15 protein-coding genes and 1 pseudogene are annotated in these 18179 nt (G+C 55.2%); 7 read left to right on the top strand and 9 right to left on the bottom strand.

The window, feature by feature from the left end; all coding sequences use genetic code 11:
• Positions 1 to 63: 63 nt before the first annotated feature.
• Positions 64 to 1455 carry a carbohydrate porin gene (locus tag K7H21_RS11035; RefSeq protein WP_223035773.1) on the bottom strand — a complete coding sequence of 464 codons (1392 nt, stop codon included), beginning with the start codon at positions 1453 to 1455 and terminating at the stop codon, positions 64 to 66.
• Positions 1456 to 1557: 102 nt separating this feature from the next.
• Entirely contained in the window at positions 1558 to 2916 is a 1359-nt protein-coding gene (locus K7H21_RS11030) for a glycoside-pentoside-hexuronide (GPH):cation symporter (protein ID WP_004121943.1), read from the bottom strand.
• Positions 2917 to 3431: 515 nt separating this feature from the next.
• On the opposite strand from K7H21_RS11030, the gene K7H21_RS11025 reads away from it, so the two are divergent.
• Complete coding sequence (locus K7H21_RS11025; RefSeq protein ID WP_004121945.1) at positions 3432 to 5180, top strand: alpha,alpha-trehalase; 1749 nt, start codon at positions 3432 to 3434, stop codon at positions 5178 to 5180.
• 93 nt (positions 5181 to 5273) lie between these two features.
• Here the strand turns inward: K7H21_RS11025 and emtA are convergent, their stop codons facing one another.
• Positions 5274 to 5885: a membrane-bound lytic murein transglycosylase EmtA gene (emtA, locus tag K7H21_RS11020; protein WP_009651970.1), complete on the bottom strand. Its 612-nt coding sequence runs from the start codon at positions 5883 to 5885 to the stop codon at positions 5274 to 5276.
• A 95-nt stretch (positions 5886 to 5980) separates the two neighbouring features.
• Between emtA and ldcA the strand changes: the two genes are divergently transcribed.
• Positions 5981 to 6895 carry a muramoyltetrapeptide carboxypeptidase gene (gene ldcA, locus K7H21_RS11015; protein WP_049114350.1) on the top strand — a complete coding sequence of 305 codons (915 nt, stop codon included), beginning with the start codon at positions 5981 to 5983 and terminating at the stop codon, positions 6893 to 6895.
• 92 nt (positions 6896 to 6987) lie between these two features.
• Positions 6988 to 8655: pseudogene (locus tag K7H21_RS11010) on the top strand (potassium/proton antiporter); the annotation flags it as partial.
• 82 nt (positions 8656 to 8737) lie between these two features.
• Here K7H21_RS11010 and dadX read toward each other — a convergent pair.
• Entirely contained in the window at positions 8738 to 9808 is a 1071-nt protein-coding gene (gene dadX, locus K7H21_RS11005; protein WP_004121954.1) for a catabolic alanine racemase DadX, read from the bottom strand.
• A 12-nt stretch (positions 9809 to 9820) separates the two neighbouring features.
• Entirely contained in the window at positions 9821 to 11119 is a 1299-nt protein-coding gene (locus tag K7H21_RS11000) for a D-amino acid dehydrogenase (RefSeq protein ID WP_004121958.1), read from the bottom strand.
• 321 nt (positions 11120 to 11440) lie between these two features.
• Here K7H21_RS11000 and K7H21_RS10995 point away from each other — a divergent pair, with 321 nt between their 5' ends.
• Complete coding sequence (locus K7H21_RS10995) at positions 11441 to 12973, top strand: SpoVR family protein (protein ID WP_004121961.1); 1533 nt, start codon at positions 11441 to 11443, stop codon at positions 12971 to 12973.
• A gap of 58 nt (positions 12974 to 13031) precedes the next feature.
• Here K7H21_RS10995 and fadR read toward each other — a convergent pair whose 3' ends face one another.
• Complete coding sequence (fadR, locus tag K7H21_RS10990; protein ID WP_004121962.1) at positions 13032 to 13751, bottom strand: fatty acid metabolism transcriptional regulator FadR; 720 nt, start codon at positions 13749 to 13751, stop codon at positions 13032 to 13034.
• A gap of 245 nt (positions 13752 to 13996) precedes the next feature.
• Between fadR and nhaB the strand changes: the two genes are divergently transcribed.
• From nhaB to K7H21_RS10975, 3 genes are all read left to right on the top strand, one after another.
• Positions 13997 to 15550, top strand: coding sequence for a sodium/proton antiporter NhaB (nhaB, locus tag K7H21_RS10985; RefSeq protein WP_032742139.1), 1554 nt, complete (start codon positions 13997 to 13999; stop codon positions 15548 to 15550).
• Positions 15551 to 15679: 129 nt separating this feature from the next.
• Positions 15680 to 16210: a disulfide bond formation protein DsbB gene (gene dsbB / locus K7H21_RS10980; RefSeq protein WP_004121964.1), complete on the top strand. Its 531-nt coding sequence runs from the start codon at positions 15680 to 15682 to the stop codon at positions 16208 to 16210.
• 116 nt (positions 16211 to 16326) lie between these two features.
• Positions 16327 to 16671 (top strand): TehB family protein, encoded by a 345-nt coding sequence (locus K7H21_RS10975; RefSeq protein WP_004121965.1) that lies wholly within the window; start codon positions 16327 to 16329, stop codon positions 16669 to 16671.
• 8 nt (positions 16672 to 16679) lie between these two features.
• On the opposite strand, the gene K7H21_RS10970 is transcribed toward K7H21_RS10975, so the two are convergent.
• The 3 genes from K7H21_RS10970 to K7H21_RS10960 all read right to left on the bottom strand — a co-directional run bounded on the left by K7H21_RS10970 (position 16680) and on the right by K7H21_RS10960 (position 18178).
• A complete protein-coding gene (locus K7H21_RS10970; protein WP_004121966.1) occupies positions 16680 to 17126 on the bottom strand; it encodes a YcgN family cysteine cluster protein in 447 nt (148 codons plus the stop codon).
• A 94-nt stretch (positions 17127 to 17220) separates the two neighbouring features.
• On the bottom strand, positions 17221 to 17880 hold the full coding sequence (locus tag K7H21_RS10965) for a fumarylacetoacetate hydrolase family protein (protein ID WP_004121967.1): 660 nt from the start codon (positions 17878 to 17880) through the stop codon (positions 17221 to 17223).
• 16 nt (positions 17881 to 17896) lie between these two features.
• Entirely contained in the window at positions 17897 to 18178 is a 282-nt protein-coding gene (locus K7H21_RS10960) for a YcgL domain-containing protein (protein WP_004121968.1), read from the bottom strand.
• Position 18179 lies beyond the last annotated feature (1 nt).

Raw genomic sequence — 18179 nt, 5'->3', positions numbered from 1 at the left:
TGCCTCCGCGGGAGGCTTAATCACATAATGAACAGAGCCCGCACGATGCGGGCTCTGCTTTGATCAGAAGAAATATTTGAAGCGTAGACGACCGCCGTAGCGGGAGTCTTCCTGACCATCGCCGCTGGTCGGATTGGATTCAATCCACGAGGCGTAGGCACCAAGATAGATGTTGAAGTTCTTCATATTCATGACGTTCGGGAACAGGTACGACGCATGAATCGTGTGGATATCGTATTTGCCCGGATCGGCGATCCAGCAGCTATCGTCGCAGTCAGCGATAAAATTAGCGGTGTTAAAGCTGTCGATCTTGTTATGCGCGTAAATGTAGCCAAGCTCGAAGCCGCGCCACAGAGAATTCACCCCCACGGTGAAGTCGGTTTCATCCTCGGCGTCCATCCAGGCGAAGTTAAGGTTGCTCACCACGCCATCCAGCGGATCGGTTTTTTGCCCGTTCCACGTCATCGTATAGCCATAGCCGGTACGGCTGGACTGATCGACCCAGTGCCCTTTCGCATCGTGATAGCCATAGGCGTTATTGACCACGTTGCTTTCCATCGCGATGGCGGTGGAGAAGCGCCCGCTGTTCCACGCGACGACCGGGCGCAAATAGGCCACATTTTTCTCATTTTCCAACTCAGTCCCGTGATACTGCTTATCCTGGAACAGCGTGCTGCCGTCTTCCAACAAGGTATTGAGTTCGAAATACCAGTTATCAAGGGTTTTGCTGACCAGGAAGTTGCCGCCGCTGCTGCTACGGCCGCGCCCTTCCTTCATCATGTAGATATAGCCGTAGCCGTCACTGTAAAGATCGTTGGCGGTGTTCCCGGAGTATTCCACGAACGTATCCTGGTTCAGCGGGAACATATCGTAAGCCTCAAAGCGCCCAACCTTCACCTTCCAGTCATTTTCCTGACCAAAGAAGAACACCGCATCATCAAGGTTCATTTTGCCGTTCAGGTCCGCCAGCGGTTGGACGGAAAAACCGGCGAAATTGCCGTTATCCATTTTGCTCATGCCGTCAAAACCTAACAGCAGTCGGCCGTTAATATCCCAGCGTTCGTTATTGCCCGGCGCCCAGTCTTTATTCGCCGTGGTTTTTACCGAGGTCAGGCTTCCGCTGCTGCTGGCGCCGTCCATATTGAATTCGACATCGCCATAAAACTTGATATCGCCGTAGCCGGAGAGCGTCAGTTTCGTCGGCTCAGCGCCCGGTGCGGCAGGCTCCGCGGACTGCACCTTCACCGTTGGCGCGCTTTTCGCCGCGACGGCCTGCTGCCGGGTTAACGTCTGGATTTTCGCTTCCGCATCGGCCGCCCGTTGCTCAGCGTTCATTAAACGCTGTTCCAGTTGGGCTAACCGATTTTCAATATCCGCAGATTGATAATTTGTCGCTGCCAAAAGACCAGAGGAGAATACGCCACTAATAACCAGAGCTATATATTTTACTTTCATGATTAACATCCCTAATTACATTATTATTTGTTTCATCCTGGGTATAACCGGGGCTATCCAGGGAAATAACCTGCATAGCCCTTTTAATACAGCGTTGAATTATCAGGATTCGGCGAAGGTTCCGTGTTTCAAGTCATCAACGATGCCGTTCATTCTATTTTCCGTTAAGCCATAAAATTTAATAGAGATAGCGGTAAGAACATAAAAAGCGGAAGGGACTAACGTGAATAACAGCACCACGCCCTGGATGGCTGAGGCTGGCTGCGCCGCGGTATTAGCGGCGTAGTGGTAATAGGCCAGCACCCAGCCAAGAATCGCCCCGCCGACCGCCACGCCCAGCTTAATGACAAAGATATTTGCCGCGACGTTCATACCGGTTATACGCCGCTGGGTTTTCCATTCGCCATAGTTATTGACGTCGGTAATCATCGACCACTGCAGCGCGCCGTTGCCGCCCTGAATGATGGAAATCAGAATATGCACGCCGAGAACCGCAATCCAGTATTGCACCGGCAGCATAAAGCATACGACGCCCAGCGCAGCGGTGAGCAGATTAATCCAGAACGAAAATCTGACCTTACAGAAACGGGTACCGAATGGTTTGGCCAGCACCGACCCCAGCATTGAGGCAAACATGCCGCCGAGCATGAATATCGTAATAACGTCCGAGCCTTTATTCAGCACGTTATTAACGTAATACACCACCGCACCGCCGCGAATGACCACGGCAACCAGCATCATAAAGTTGTAAACGGAAAGAATACGCCACTGATCGTTACGAAAAAGAATTTTCACATCGCGAGCGATATTCAGGTTCTCTTCTTTGATCGGCTGCACGCGTTCTTTGGTGGTGGCAAAGCAGGTAACAAACATCAGGCAGCCAATCACGCCGAATAACGCCATGGAGACCTGAATACCGGTAGCGCGGTCGCCAGGATAGAGAAAATCAGCCAGCGGCAAAATAAACGCGGTACCGAGCGCGCCGCCAATCGGAGTAATGGCAAAACGCCAGGATTGTAGAGAGAGGCTCTCGCGCGGATCGGAGGTCAGGGCCGCCCCCAGCGAGCAATAAGGAATATTAATCGCCGTATACATCAACGTCATGAATATATAAGCCGCAACGGCGTAGACAATTTTCCCCGAGTCGGAAAAGGACGGAATGGAATATACCAGCACGCAGCTCACCGCAAAGGGCACGCAGATCGCCAGCAGCCACGGACGGAAGCGTCCCCAGCGGGTAGAGGTGGCATCAGCAATCGCCCCCATGATCGGATCGGTAATCGCATCCAGCAGACGAACCAGCAAAAACATTGTCCCCATTACGGCGGGCGGCAGGCCATAAATATCGGTATAAAAGTAAGCGAGGATAGCCACGGACGAGTCAAACACGATGTGACTTGCCGCGTCCCCGAGGCTATAGCCTACTTTTTCTCTGACTGAAATTTTGTCGCCAGCGGACATACACCACTCCTTTATGTAAAATGAAACCGGTTTCGGTCATGTCTGCATTTTTTACTTATCCGCTATGCTGGCGCCATTATGTTTTTTTATTAATTATTTATGTTTTTTAATTTATGTGATCCGGTCAACCTTCAGCCGTATTATCCCGAGGCTTTTTGCCTGACAGATCACAGCTTTTATTCCTTTGCGCATTTTTTAATACGCGACAAGTGAAAACTGCACCCGTATATATAAACATCAGCCCGTTCTCTATTTTTCACTTGAGGCAGGAACGGCGTTTTTTATTTATACAAAAATATTCACACCGCAAATATAAATCACCTGATTTCATATAATTAAAAATATAATATTGTACTGTTCAGGATATGGCCTCCCGGGTGTCTTCCGAGGCAGGTAATTTCTCTGTTTTACTGCAAAATGTTAGCTTCGACACGCGCAGCGGCGGATATTCGTCTAAGGTTTTCTGATGGCCGAATGCAGTGGCACATAGTCTGCAATGATAAGGAGAACAACCTATGACGAGTCCCGTTTCCCGTCGTCCAGCCACCCTGCCCTATGCTCTTCGTCTTGCGCTGGGGGGCGCGTTTGTCGCCCTGGCGACGCTGACGGCTCAGGCTGAAGAAACCCGCCCAATCCCGCAATCACCCGATATTCTGCTTGGTCCGCTATTTAACGATGTGCAAAGCGCAAAACTTTTTTCCGACCAGAAGACGTTTGCCGACGCCATCCCTAACGGCGACCCGCTGATGATCCTGGCCGATTATCGTATGCAGAAAAGTCAGACCAGCTTTGATTTGCGGCACTTCGTCGAGCTCAACTTTACCCTGCCCCGCGAAAACGACCAGTACGTTCCGCCAAAAGGACAAACGCTGCGCCAGCATATCAACGGTTTATGGCCGGTGCTGACCCGCAGCACCGTCGAGGTGGAAAAGTGGGATTCTCTGCTGCCGCTGCCAAAACCCTACGTGGTGCCCGGCGGACGCTTTCGCGAAGTCTATTACTGGGATAGCTACTTCACGATGCTAGGACTAGCGGAGAGCGGCCACTGGGATAAAATTGAAGATATGGTGACTAACTTTGCCGCGGAAATCGACGCCTGGGGCCATATTCCCAACGGCAACCGTACCTACTATCTGAGCCGCTCGCAGCCGCCGTTCTTCCCGTTTATGGTCGAACTGCTGGCCACGCACGATGGCGATGAGGCGCTCAAAAAATGGCTGCCGCAGATGGAGAAAGAGTACCAGTACTGGATGGATGGCGCCGAAGCGCTTGAGCCCGGCGGCGCCAGTAAGCGCGTGGTGCGTATGGCCGATGGTTCGCTGCTGAACCGCTACTGGGATGATAACGACACGCCGCGTCCGGAATCCTGGCTGGACGATGTCACCACCGCTAAAAACAATCCCAACCGCCCGGCCACTGAAATCTACCGCGATCTGCGCTCCGCCGCAGCATCCGGCTGGGACTTCAGCTCCCGCTGGATGGATAATCCGCAGCAGCTCGGCACCATCCGCACCACCTCGATTGTACCGGTCGACCTCAACTCGCTGATGTTCCATATGGAAAAAGCCATCGCCCGCGCCAGTAAAGCAGCTGGCGATAACGCGAAAGCCGCGCAGTACGACGCGTTGGCCAACGCCCGACAGAAAGCGCTGGAGAAATACCTGTGGAACGATAAAGAGGGCTGGTACGCCGATTACGATCTGAAAAGTCATAAGGTGCGCAATCAGCTAACCGCCGCGGCGCTGTTCCCGCTGTACGTCAACGCCGCCTCCAGCGAGCGCGCCGCTAAAGTCGCCGCCGCCACCGAAGCGCGCCTGCTCAAACCCGGCGGCCTGACCACCACGACCGTCAATAGCGGCCAGCAGTGGGATGCGCCGAACGGCTGGGCGCCGCTGCAGTGGGTCGCCGCTGAAGGCCTGCAAAAGTATGGCCAGCAGAAGATCGCAATGGAGGTGAGCTGGCGTTTCCTCAGCAACGTTCAGCATACCTACAACAGCGAACAGAAGCTGGTGGAAAAATATGATGTCAGCTCGACCGGAACCGGCGGCGGTGGCGGAGAGTATCCGCTACAGGACGGCTTTGGCTGGACCAACGGCGTCACCCTGAAGATGCTGGACCTGGTGTGCCCGAAAGAGAACCCCTGTGATTCGGTTCCAGCCACCCGCCCGGCAGCGAATGACGATACCAGTAAGGCGACAGATAAGGCGGCTCAGCCCGCGGCCAACGATCCTGTTGCGCCTGGGGATGAAAAAGCCACCCGGTAAACCTTTGCGCGGCGGGCCCCGCCGCGCATCTTTCTTCATCTTATACGTGTAAGCTGATGACTCCCCGGCAAACGATGCCGGGTGAGAGCCCCCTCACATCGCGTCCAGCGCTTTTTGCAGCTTCCAGATATAGCGCGGCGCCTGCGGAGCCGGGTGTTTCTTCACGACGTGCTCAAAAAAATCATCGGCGTCCATATCGTTAATCTCCTCGATCGCATCCTGGCGATTGGACGAGAACGTCCGCAGCAGCGCGCCCGCGCCGTTGGCATAGGAGACGACCACCGCGTAGCGCATCACCTGCGGGTCTTTAATTCCCGCCAGCGGACCGTTTTCGAGAATGCTTAAATAAGCGGCCCCCATGGATATATTACGCTCGGGATTTTTCAGCTCGCTCACCGAAGGATCCCCGCTCCAGCCCATCCGCCGGTAAACATCGCGACCGGAGGTCGAGGGCTTCAGCTGCATCAGGCCAACCGCGCCGGATTTGCTGACCACCGTCGGGTTGCCGCCAGACTCAATGGCGATGATCGCGGTAATCAGCTGCGGGTCAACGCCCCACGCCGCACCGGCTTTTTCGCTGATTGGCATCCACTGCATCGCCCGCTTAACCGGGACTTCCGGGTTCCACGGCGGGTTACGATAATCGTGTTTTGAACTACAACCGGCCAACAATACACATAAAAAAACACACCATCTCAATTTCACACATCTATCCTTATTGGCTGAAGTTTGCCGCACGGAGATGACAATAAACGCTCCAGGCGGCATGATAACCCTTTCATTCTTAGCAAGGAATTGTCATGTCTCAGTTTTATCTCATCGCCCCTTCCGGTTACTGCATCAACCAGGAGGCGGCGTACCGCGGCGTGCAGCGTCTGCAGGAGGCCGGGCATCAGGTCGCGCACCAGCAGGTCATTCCCCGCCGGGCGCTGCGGTTTGCCGGAACTGAGAATGAACGCCTTGACGATATCAACCAGCTCGCCGCCCTCGACGGCAAAAACCGTATCGTGCTGGCGGTACGCGGCGGCTACGGCGCGACTCGCCTGCTGCCGCACATTGACTGGCAGGCGCTGATCGCCCGCCAGCAGCAGGATCCGCTGCTTATTTGCGGCCACAGCGATTTCACCGCCGTTCAGATGGGCCTGCTGGCAAAGGGTAGCATAATCACTTTTAGCGGGCCGATGCTGGCCGGAAACTTCGGCGCCGAAACGCTGAACGAATTTACTGAACACCATTTCTGGCAGGCGCTGCGCGACCCGGCGTTTACCCTCGAATGGCACGGCGAAGGCCCGGACTGCCGCGCCGATGGCACTCTGTGGGGCGGTAACCTGGCGATGTTGACCTCGCTTATCGGCACCGCGTGGATGCCGCAAATTAGCGACGGAATTCTGGTGGTGGAAGATATTAACGAACACCCGTTCCGCGTGGAAAGAATGCTATTACAGCTGCTTAGCAGCGGTATTCTGGCGCGCCAGCGGGCGATTATCCTCGGCAGTTTCACCGGCGCCAATGCTAACGATTACGATGCCGGTTACGATCTGCCGATGGTATACGACTACCTTCGCCAGCAGCTTAACATTCCGGTCATCAGCGGCCTGGATTTTGGCCACGAACAGCGTACTGTCACCCTGCCGCTAGGCGCCAGAGCATTGCTGGTCAACAACGCATCCATCACCACGTTAAGCATCAGCGGCCACCCGGTTCTGGCAGAATAAAAATTCCTCTAACGCATATCCCGATCGGCGTCGGATTGTTAAAATGGTGTAGTTTTTAATTTATCTTCACGCCGGTAAGGAGTACGTCAACATTGGACGCCGCTGCGGTCATCAGTCTGTTTATCCTGGGTTCTGTTTTAGTAACCTGTAGCATCTTATTAAGTTCCTTTTCCTCACGCCTCGGCATCCCGATTCTGGTTATCTTCCTGGCGATCGGGATGCTGGCGGGCATTGACGGTATTGGCGGCATTCCGTTCGACAACTACCCTTTCGCTTATATGGTGAGTAACCTGGCGCTGGCGGTTATCCTGCTCGACGGCGGGATGCGCACTCAGGCCAGCTCCTTTCGCGTAGCGCTGTGGCCCGCGCTGTCGCTCGCCACGGTCGGGGTGCTGATCACCTCCGCCCTGACCGGACTGATGGCGGCCTGGCTGTTTCATCTCAACCTGATCGAAGGAATGCTGATCGGCGCTATCGTCGGCTCGACCGATGCGGCAGCGGTGTTCTCCCTGCTCGGCGGTAAAGGGCTGAATGAACGCGTCGGCTCAACGCTAGAAATTGAATCCGGCAGCAATGACCCGATGGCGGTGTTCCTGACCATCACCCTTATCGAGATGATTCAGCAGCATGAGACCGGCCTGAGCTGGATGTTCGCGGTGCATATCGTGCAGCAGTTCGGTCTGGGTATCGCTATCGGCCTCGGCGGGGGCTATCTACTGCTGCAGATGATTAACCGCATTGTGCTGCCGGCCGGGCTTTACCCGCTGCTGGCGCTGAGCGGCGGGATCATGATTTTTGCCGCGACCACTTCGCTGGACGGCAGCGGTATTCTCGCGGTCTACCTGTGCGGCTTCCTGCTCGGCAACCGGCCGATTCGCAACCGCCACGGCATCCTGCAAAACTTCGACGGCCTGGCGTGGCTGGCGCAGATCGCCATGTTCCTTGTGCTCGGGCTGCTGGTGACGCCGTCCGACCTGTGGCCTATCGCTATCCCGGCGCTCATTCTGTCGATGTGGATGATCTTTATCGCCCGTCCGCTGTCGGTATTTGCCGGCCTGCTGCCGTTTCGCGGCTTTAACCTGCGCGAACGGATATTTATCAGTTGGGTGGGCCTGCGCGGCGCGGTACCGATTATTCTCGCCGTTTTTCCGATGATGGCCGGTCTGGACAATGCGCGGTTGTTCTTTAACGTGGCTTTCTTCGTGGTGCTGGTGTCGCTGCTTTTACAGGGGACCTCGCTCTCCTGGGCGGCGAAGAAAGCCAAAGTGGTGGTGCCGCCGGTCGGCTCGCCCATCTCTCGCGTCGGGCTGGATATTCACCCGGAAAACCCGTGGGAGCAGTTCGTTTACCAGCTTAGCGCCGAAAAATGGTGCGTCGGCGCAGCGCTGCGCGACCTGCATATGCCGCCGGAAACGCGGATTGCCGCGTTGTTCCGCGACAACGTACTCCTGCATCCTACCGGCAGCACCCGCCTGCTGGAGGGCGATATTCTCTGCGTTATCGGCCGCGAGCGCGATTTACCCGCGCTGGGTAAACTGTTCAGCCAGTCCCCGCCGGTCGCGCTCGATCAGCGCTTCTTTGGTGATTTTATCCTTGACGCTAATGCCAAGTTCGCCGACGTCGCGCAGATTTACGGCATCGATGGCGGAGAGGAGTTCCGCGATCGCCAGCAGTCGCTGGGTGATGTCGTGCAACAGCTGCTGGGCGCCGCGCCGGTCGTCGGCGACCAGGTGGAATTTGCCGGCATGGTGTGGACGGTGGCGGAAAAAGAAGAGGATCATGTCCTGAGGGTGGGCGTACGTATGGCGGGAGATGAGGCGGAGTGATCCGCCTCAGCACATGTTACACCGTCACAACCGGTACGCGCGGCGCCAGCGCGCACATTAACTCATACCCGACGGTGCCGCAGGCGGATGCGACATCGTCGATTTTAATCTCTTTGCCCCACAGCTCGACCGGGGCACCGATCCCTGCCTGCGGGCAGGGAGTCAAATCCACTGCCAGCATATCCATCGAGATGCGCCCTACCGTCGCGGTGCGAACGCCGTCAACCAGCACCGGCGTACCGCTTGGCGCCAGACGCGGGTAGCCATCGGCGTAGCCGCAGGCAACGATGCCGATGCGCCGCTCCTCCGCCGTACGCCAGGTTGCGCCGTAGCCGACCGCTTCACCGGCTTTCAGGTTCTGTACGGCAATAATTTCGCTGCTTAGCGTCATCACCGGCTTCAGCCCGGTGTTGGCCACATCCTGCCACAGGCCGGAAGGCGAAGCGCCGTACAGCACGATCCCCGGCCTCACCCAGTTAAAATGCGACTCCGGATGCCACAGGGTGGCCGCCGAATTCGCCAGCGAGCGCGGGCAATCCAGTCCTTCCGCCGCCTGCTCAATACGCCGCATCGGCTCCACGATGCCGTCCGGGTTTTCCGCTTCGGCAAAATGTGACATTAACGTCATTTCACTGACGTTATGCAGCGCTCGCAGCTGCTGCCAGACGACGTGCAGACGATCCGGCATAAACCCCAGCCGATTCATCCCGCTATTCACCTTGACGTAGATATCGAGCGGCGCGTGCAGCTTCGCCTGCTGCAGCGCCTTGATTTGCCAGTTACTGTGCACGCTGGTGGTCAAACGGTACTTATCAAACAGGGCCAGCTCATCGGCGTGGAAAAAGCCTTCCAGCATCAGTATTGGCCCTTTCCAGCCTAGCTCGCGCAGCAGGATCGCCTCTTCAAGATTCAGCATCGCGAAACCGTCCGCGGCGCTTAGCGCGTTCCAGACCCTCGCCAGACCGTGGCCATAAGCATTGGCTTTGACCACCGCCCACAGGCGCGAACCGGGTGCCGCGCGACGAACAATGTGCTGATTCTGGCGTAAGGCTGACATATCAATGCTGGCCTTTACAGGACGAGACATGAAAGCTCCTTGTTAATTGTGGACGCCATGCAGATGCTGAGCGCGGGCCGGCGTAAAGCCGCGGCCGTAGCGGGCGACGGCAAGATCGTCATACGGGATCGCCGGCGTACGCCCGGAGATCAGGTCGCTAATCAGTTGCCCTGAACCGCAGGCCATGGTCCATCCCAGCGTACCGTGGCCGGTATTCAGCCACAGATTTTTATACGCCGTGCGGCCCACCACCGGCGTACCGTCCGGGGTCATCGGACGCAGTCCGGTCCAGAAGGTCGCCTGTTCAACGTGACCGCCGCGCGGGAACAGATCGCGCACCACCATCTCCAGGGTTTCACGCCGCGGCTGCAGCAGTTCTTTATTAAAACCGACAATTTCCGCCATTCCGCCAACCCGAATACGCCTGTCGAAACGGGTGATGGCGATTTTGTACGTTTCATCAAGGATAGTCGATACCGGCGCGCCGTCCTCTTCAGCGATCGGTATGGTCAGCGAATAGCCTTTTAGCGGATAAACCGGAATGTCCACCAGCCCTTTCAGCATGGCCGTCGAATATGAACCGAACGCCATCACGTACGCGTCGGCTTTAATGATTTCGGCGCCGCACTTCACACCGGAGATGAGATCCCCTTCATAGAGCAGTTCATCCACGGGGGTATTAAAACGGAAGGTCACGCCCGCCTGTTCCGCCATCCGGGCCAGACGCGTGGTGAAGAGCTGGCAGTCGCCGGTTTCATCATTGGGTAAGCGTAAACCGCCCGTCAGCTTGTGGCTCACTTCAGCCAGCGCCGGTTCAACTTCCAGCAGGCGGTTCGCCTCCAGCAGCTGATAAGGCACGCCCGCATCCTGCAGCACCGCGATATCGCGTGTGGCATTTTCGAACTGCTTGTTGGTGCGAAAAAGCTGCAGCGTGCCGCCCTGCCGGCCTTCATACTGGATACCGGTACTCTCGCGCAGCGCCTTCAGGCAGTCGCGGCTGTACTCCGCCAGGCGCACCATGCGTCCTTTATTTTCCATATAGTGGCGAGTGTCGCAGTTGCGCAGCATCTGCCACATCCATTTCAGCTGGAACGGGGTGCCATCCAGCCCGATGGCCAGCGGCGCGTGGCGCTGGAACATCCACTTTATCGCCTTCAAAGGTACGCCCGGCGCCGCCCACGGCGCGGCATAGCCGGGAGAGATCTGCCCGGCGTTAGCGGCGCTGGTCTCTTCGGCCGGCCCCGGCTGACGATCGATAACCGTCACTTTATGTCCTGCCTGGCTTAAGTACCAGGCGCTAGCGACTCCTACTACCCCACTTCCCAGTATGACGACGCGCATAGCGGCTCCGTAATCGTTAAAGAACAATTATCTGATTACAAATTGATAACTCAGATGAAAATATTATTCAACATACGCTTTATTTATGGTGACTTATCTCACAGGGTTCTGCGCCAGCGCAGCCCCCGTCGGTTTACCATCTCCTGCTGCGCCTCATTTTTCTACAGAATAAAATTCTGTTTAAATCGTGGAATATCGCGTTTCAGATGGTGAAATCGCGAAGAAAAGAAAATGCGGATGGACGCAGTTTGCGACGCCGTGTTCTATGCTTGTTAAGAGGTTTTCCGTACAGAGAGAACCATCAACAACGAGGGCGCGCTAATGGCTACGATTGATTCCATGAACAAGGACACAACCCGTTTAAGCGATGGACCCGACTGGACTTTTGAGCTGCTGGAGACCTATCTGGCAGAAGTCGACCGGGTGGCGAAGCTGTATCGTCTTGACACCTATCCGCACCAAATCGAAGTCATTACTTCCGAACAGATGATGGATGCCTACTCCAGCGTCGGGATGCCGATTAACTATCCGCACTGGTCGTTCGGTAAAAAATTCATTGAGACCGAACAGGCCTATAAGCACGGTCAACAGGGACTGGCCTATGAAATCGTCATTAACTCCAACCCCTGTATCGCCTATTTGATGGAAGAGAACACCATCACCATGCAAGCGCTGGTCATGGCGCACGCCTGTTACGGGCATAACTCGTTTTTCAAAAATAACTACCTCTTTCGCAGCTGGACCGACGCCAGTTCAATCATCGACTATCTCATCTTCGCGCGGAAGTACATCACCGAATGTGAAGAGCGCTATGGCGTAGATGAAGTCGAGAAGCTGCTCGACTCCTGCCACGCCTTGATGAATTACGGCGTTGACCGCTATAAACGTCCGCAGAAAATCTCCCTGCAGGAGGAGAAGGCGCGGCAAAAAAGCCGGGAAGAGTATCTCCAGAGTCAGGTGAATATGCTGTGGCGCACCCTGCCAAAGCGCGAAGAGGAAAGGACGATTGAGGCGGCGCGCCGCTATCCTTCAGAGCCGCAGGAAAATCTGCTCTATTTTATGGAGAAAAACGCGCCGCTGCTGGAACCCTGGCAGCGTGAAATCCTGCGCATCGTGCGCAAGGTCAGCCAGTATTTTTATCCGCAGAAGCAGACTCAGGTCATGAACGAAGGCTGGGCGACCTTCTGGCATTACACCATCCTTAATCATCTCTATGACGAAGGAAAAGTGACAGAGCGCTTTATGCTGGAGTTTCTGCACAGTCACACCAACGTAGTGTTCCAGCCGCCCTATAACAGCCAGTGGTACAGCGGCATTAACCCCTACGCGCTGGGTTTCGCCATGTTCCAGGATATCAAACGTATTTGTCAGTCGCCGACGGAAGAGGACCGATACTGGTTCCCGGATATTGCCGGTTCAGACTGGCTTGAAACCCTACACTTCGCGATGCGCGACTTCAAAGATGAGAGCTTTATCAGCCAGTTTCTGTCGCCGAAAATCATGCGTGATTTCCGCTTCTTTACCGTACTCGATGACGATCACAACAACTATCTGGAAATATCCGCTATTCATAATGAAGAGGGATATCGTGAGATTCGTTCGAAGCTTTCAGCGCAGTACAACCTGAGCAACCTCGAGCCGAATATTCAGGTATGGAACGTTGACCTGCGCGGCGACCGCTCGCTCACCCTGCGCTATGTGCCGCATAACCGCGTGCCGCTGGATAAAGGTCGTCGCGAGGTGCTTAAACACGTCCACCGCCTGTGGGGGTTTGACGTTCTTCTTGAGCAGCAAAACGCCGATGGTAGCGTTGAGCTGCTAGAACGCACGCCGCCGCGGCCCAATCCGCTGTAGCGCCTGACAAGCAAAACGCCCGGTGATAGCGCCGGGCGTTTTTTATTCATTGGCGGGTCTAGCGCATATTAATCGCCAGGTCACCCGGCAAATTCTTCTGCATACGGTGCCAGATCTCACCGCTGTCATGCCCGTAGCGGCGCACGATTTCATAAACCTGTTCATGAAGCTTTTCTTCACATACCTTCGCCAGCTGGTGATAGAAGCCGAGCGCCAGGCTACGCGCTTCCGGGTTGGCAAAATAGTGACGGCCAATCCGAGTGTATAAGCCTTTCATTCCATTGAGGATAAGGCCGTAAATGGGATTTCCTGAAGCAAAGGCCAGACCGCGGAAAATGTTATAATCGAGTTCAGCAAAAGCGTCGGCGTGATCTTCAATTTCACGCGCGCTCGCCAGAACTTCCAGCGCCTTGTCAGGATGCTGGCGGAAAGCGGTACGGATAAAAATCGTCGAAATATTGGTTCGTACGGACAGCAGATTATCAATCAACTGGGGTACGCTGTCATGATCGAGACGCGCCAGGGTTTCGAGAATATTCAGGCCTGAAGTTTCCCAGAAGTTGTTCACCTTGGTAGGCTTACCGTGCTGAATGGTTAACCAGCCATCGCGCGCCAGACGCTGCAACACTTCACGTAAGGTTGTACGGGTAACACCAATCAGTTCAGAAAGTTCACGTTCAGCGGGAAGAATTGAACCAGGAGGAAAGCGGTTATTCCAGATACTTTCAATGATGTACTCTTCAGCGAAACCCGCAGGGCTTTGCGCCTTAATGACCATAATAAGATTTCCATTACACAGCGTTGCTATTCGACTCATCATACCAGAGCGGCCATAAGGCAGATAGCGCCAGAAAGTAATTAAAAAGGGATCGCCGTTTCATTTTCAACTTTTCATTTCACACTATCTACGGCTAAAGAATGTGATGCGAAGAAAGTTGCGCCCTGTTTTGCGCAACTGGTAATCTTGCGTATAGTTACGCATAAAATCATGTTTCAGAATTTGGCGGAGAAAGGATGTCTGTCGTGGAAATGTCGTATGGCCGCGCCCTGTGGCGCAATTTTCTTGGTCAGTCCCCGGACTGGTACAAACTCACTCTTATCATTTTCTTAATCGTTAATCCGCTGGTCTTTTATCTTCATCCGTTTTTTGCCGGATGGCTGCTGGTTATCGAATTTATTTTCACCCTGGCGATGGCGCTCAAATGTTATCCGCTGCTGCCGGGCGGCCTGCTGGCAATCGAAGCTGTATTTATCGGGATGACCACGCCCGGGCATATTCGCGAAGAAGTTGCCGCTAATCTTGAAGTCCTGCTGCTGCTGATGTTTATGGTGGCGGGGATCTACTTCATGAAGCAACTGCTGCTGTTCATCTTCACCCGTTTGCTGCTTGGCATCCGCAGCAAAATGCTGCTGTCGCTGGCCTTTTGCATCGCGTCCGCTTTCCTCTCCGCCTTCCTCGACGCGCTGACCGTTGTCGCGGTCGTTATCAGCGTTGCCGTGGGTTTCTACGGTATTTATCACAAAGTCGCTTCGGCGCGGCCGGACGATGATAATATGCTCGACGACAGCCATATTGAGCAGCACTATCGCGATGTCCTGGAGCAGTTTCGCGGCTTCCTGCGCAGCCTGATGATGCACGCCGGGGTCGGCACCGCGCTCGGCGGCGTAATGACGATGGTCGGCGAACCGCAGAATCTCATTATCGCCAAAGCCGCGGGCTGGCACTTCGGCGAATTTTTCATGCGGATGCTGCCGATAAGCTTACCGGTGCTGCTCGGTGGCCTGCTCACCTGCATGATGCTTGAGAAATTCCGCCTGTTTGGCTACGGCGAACCGCTGCCGCCAACGGTGCGTAAAGTCCTCCAGGATTTTGACGATCGTAGCCGTCTGAGCCGCAGCCGTCAGGATCGCCTGCGTCTTATCGCCCAGGGGGTTATCGGCGTTTGGCTAATCATCGCCCTGGCGCTACACCTTGCGGAAGTCGGCCTGATTGGCCTGTCGGTTATCATTCTGGCGACCACGTTCTCCGGGGTCACCGATGAACACGCCATCGGCAAAGCGTTTACCGAAGCGCTACCGTTTACCGCGCTGCTGACGGTCTTTTTCGCCGTTGTGGCGGTGATTATCGATCAACACCTGTTTGCGCCGGTGATCGAATTTGTTCTCCAGGCCTCGCCGCACGCCCAGCTGTCGCTGTTTTACCTGTTTAACGGCCTGCTGTCGTCGATTTCGGATAACGTCTTCGTCGGCACCGTCTATATCAACGAGGTCAAGTCCGCGCTGGAGCAGGGAACCATCAGTTTGTCGCAGTTCGAGCTGCTGGCAGTCGCAATCAATACCGGCACCAACCTGCCATCGGTCGCCACGCCGAACGGTCAGGCCGCTTTTCTGTTCCTGCTGACTTCCGCGCTGGCCCCGCTGATTCGTCTCTCCTACGGCCGTATGGTGTGGATGGCGCTGCCGTATACCATCGTTCTGACCCTGGTCGGACTGGCATGCGTCGAGTTTACCTTGATGCCGGCTACCCAGTGGATGCTGGAGCATGGTTGGCTGGTGACGCCTCAGTTGCTCAAATAAAAAAGCAATGCCCGGATCAAAAACCCGGGTATTCTATATTCGCTTACGTAATATTTTCAGACTAGCTGCTGGCGTCGCTTCGGTTTTCGTTTACACTGCCATGATTTAGCATGTTCCAGGGAAATGATTATGTTGCGATATTTAAACCAGTGCTCAAGGGGACGCGGTGCCTGGCTCCTGATGGCGCTAACCGCGTTTATTCTTGAATTGGTTGCTTTGTGGTTCCAGCACGTCATGCTGCTGCAACCCTGCGTACTGTGTATTTACGAACGCTGTGCGCTATTTGGCATTATGGGGGCGGGCATTGTTGGCGCCATCGCGCCGAAATCGCCTCTGCGCTATGTGGCGATAATTATCTGGCTCTACAGCGCCGTGCGCGGACTGCAGCTAGCATGGGAACACACCATGATTCAGCTTCACCCTTCCCCCTTCCAGACCTGCGATTTCGCGGCCCGTTTCCCAACGTGGCTGCCGCTGGATAAATGGCTGCCTCAGGTCTTCGTCGCGACCGGTGACTGCTCCGTGCGCCAGTGGGAATTCCTGACGCTGGAAATGCCGCAGTGGCTGGTCGGCATCTTCGCCGCCTATCTGGTTGTCGGCGCGCTGGTGCTTATCGCTCAGCCGTTTAAACCTAAAAAACGCGATCTGTTCGGTCGCTAAAAACGATTGCTGATAAAACGCTCCTCCGGGAGCGTTTTTTTTGCCCGCGCGTTGACGTCAGTTAGATAAAGATGCATATTAAATGCATCTTATAGATATCAACCAAGGAGCAAATCATGTCTCATCTGCGTATTCCCGCTAGCTGGAAAGTAAAACGCTCCACGCCATTCTTTACCAAACAGACTGTCCCTGCCGCTCTATTGACGCATCACAACACCGCTGCGGGTGTTTTCGGCCAGCTTTGCGTGATGGAAGGTACGGTAACCTACTATGGTTTCGCCGATGAACAGGCGACAGAACCGGAGGCAAAAGTGGTGATCAACGCCGGGCAGTTCGCAACCAGCCCGCCGCAGTACTGGCACCGCATTGAGCTCAGCGACGACGCGCAGTTCAATATTAACTTTTGGGTTGCTGACGACACCGACGGTGAAAGCGGGCTGTTCCACGCGAAGAAAAACTAACTGAGCGCCTACTGCGCCCAGTCTGGTTTATTTAAAATATGATCCTGCCAGTCAACCACGGTGGCTTCTTTCACCGCAATATGGCGCACCGAGATGCGTTCGCCATGCATCGCCGCCTTCGAACCGGTTAACAGCGGGTGCCAGTGCGGCAGCGGTTGACCTTCCGCCAGCAGACGATAGGCGCAGGTCGGCGGCAGCCATTCAAACGTAGGCAGGTTGTCGCGGGTTAGCTTAATGCAGTCCGGTTCATATTCGAAACGGCGCTCATAGTTACGGCACTGGCAGGTTTTGATATTCAGCTGACGGCAGGCGACGTTGGTGAAATAGATTTCGTCGGTATCCTCATCCATCAGCTTATGCAGGCAGCACTGTCCGCAGCCGTCGCAAAGTGATTCCCACTCCGCATCGCTCATTTCATCCAGTGTTTTTTGTTGCCAGAAAGGTTGTTCGCTCATTGGGATGTCCGTCATTGCAATTCAGGGTGCACCTTATAACCAGTCTGGCACGCCGTTGCAAGTTTTGCCGCCCGGAGATGGCGGCAAGAGGTCGTTACAGTACGCGGGTGGTCAGCGATAAGCCGTTAAAACCCACTTCCAACTCGTCGCCGCTGGCGAGCGGCCCCACGCCTTCCGGGGTACCGGTCAGCACCACATCACCGGCTTTCAGGGTGAAGAAGCGCGACATATAGGCGATCAGCGGCACAATTTTATGAATCATATCTGCCGTGGTGCCCTGCTGGCGCACCTCGCCATTTACCTTCAGGCTCAGCGGCGTATTCTGCGCGTCGCCGTGAAATTCGGCGGCGGGAATAAACCCGGAAATTGGACAGGCGTTATCAAAGCCTTTCGCCTTTTCCCACGGCTGACCGGCCTTTTTCAGTTTACCCTGCAGATCGCGCAGGGTGAGGTCCAGCGCCACGCCATAGCCGGCAATGGCTTTGAGCACGTGATCTTCCGTCGCCTGACGCAGCGTGCCGCCAATCAGCACCGCCAGCTCAACTTCATGGTGCACCGAACCCAGGCCCTCAGGAAGCACCAACGGCTGGCGGATATCGCATAGCGCCGTCTCAGGTTTAATAAACAGCACCGGCTCTTCCGGCGTCGCACTGCCCATCTCCTTGATGTGTTTTGCATAGTTGCTGCCCACGCAAACCACTTTGCTTACCGGATAATCCAGTAGCGCACCCTGCCAGTTATGATGTTGGTACATTTTTTACCTCTGTGGGTTAATCAGATTTATTCCCCTGTTCCGCCAGGTGTTTCTTGAGTAAATTTTCAGATGGCGGAGGGAGTTGAAGGTAATAGCCCTGATCGGTCAGCGCCTGCTTCACTTTATCCAAATCGGCGTGGATGAGTTTTTTTCGTCCATCAAGCGGCAGAATCATTGCCAGTTTAGGCGTACCGAAGCTATACATTAATTCGTCAGGAACGCGGGAGAAATCGTCCTTTTTTTCGACATATAAATAGGTTTGTTCACGTTTAGTACTTCGATAGATCACACAAAACATA

This window comes from Klebsiella sp. CTHL.F3a (assembly GCF_019890895.1).
GTDB lineage: Bacteria > Pseudomonadota > Gammaproteobacteria > Enterobacterales > Enterobacteriaceae > Klebsiella > Klebsiella grimontii.
Note: the sequence above shows the minus strand (reverse complement) of the source record. Positions and strands in the feature narration are given on the sequence as shown.

What these genes read in the sequence shown, in the direction of transcription:
- K7H21_RS10995 (WP_004121961.1), top strand. Translation starts at nt 11,441, where the DNA reads ATGGCTACGATTGATTCCATGAACAAGGACACAACCCGTTTAAGCGAT.
- K7H21_RS10970 (WP_004121966.1), bottom strand. Translation starts at nt 17,126, where the DNA reads ATGAGCGAACAACCTTTCTGGCAACAAAAAACACTGGATGAAATGAGC.
- K7H21_RS11035 (WP_223035773.1), bottom strand. Translation starts at nt 1,455, where the DNA reads ATGAAAGTAAAATATATAGCTCTGGTTATTAGTGGCGTATTCTCCTCT.
- dsbB (WP_004121964.1), top strand. Translation starts at nt 15,680, where the DNA reads ATGTTGCGATATTTAAACCAGTGCTCAAGGGGACGCGGTGCCTGGCTC.
- ldcA (WP_049114350.1), top strand. Translation starts at nt 5,981, where the DNA reads ATGTCTCAGTTTTATCTCATCGCCCCTTCCGGTTACTGCATCAACCAG.
- fadR (WP_004121962.1), bottom strand. Translation starts at nt 13,751, where the DNA reads ATGGTCATTAAGGCGCAAAGCCCTGCGGGTTTCGCTGAAGAGTACATC.
- K7H21_RS10975 (WP_004121965.1), top strand. Translation starts at nt 16,327, where the DNA reads ATGTCTCATCTGCGTATTCCCGCTAGCTGGAAAGTAAAACGCTCCACG.
- K7H21_RS11030 (WP_004121943.1), bottom strand. Translation starts at nt 2,916, where the DNA reads ATGTCCGCTGGCGACAAAATTTCAGTCAGAGAAAAAGTAGGCTATAGC.
- dadX (WP_004121954.1), bottom strand. Translation starts at nt 9,808, where the DNA reads ATGTCTCGTCCTGTAAAGGCCAGCATTGATATGTCAGCCTTACGCCAG.
- K7H21_RS11000 (WP_004121958.1), bottom strand. Translation starts at nt 11,119, where the DNA reads ATGCGCGTCGTCATACTGGGAAGTGGGGTAGTAGGAGTCGCTAGCGCC.
- K7H21_RS10960 (WP_004121968.1), bottom strand. Translation starts at nt 18,178, where the DNA reads ATGTTTTGTGTGATCTATCGAAGTACTAAACGTGAACAAACCTATTTA.
- K7H21_RS10965 (WP_004121967.1), bottom strand. Translation starts at nt 17,880, where the DNA reads ATGTACCAACATCATAACTGGCAGGGTGCGCTACTGGATTATCCGGTA.
- K7H21_RS11025 (WP_004121945.1), top strand. Translation starts at nt 3,432, where the DNA reads ATGACGAGTCCCGTTTCCCGTCGTCCAGCCACCCTGCCCTATGCTCTT.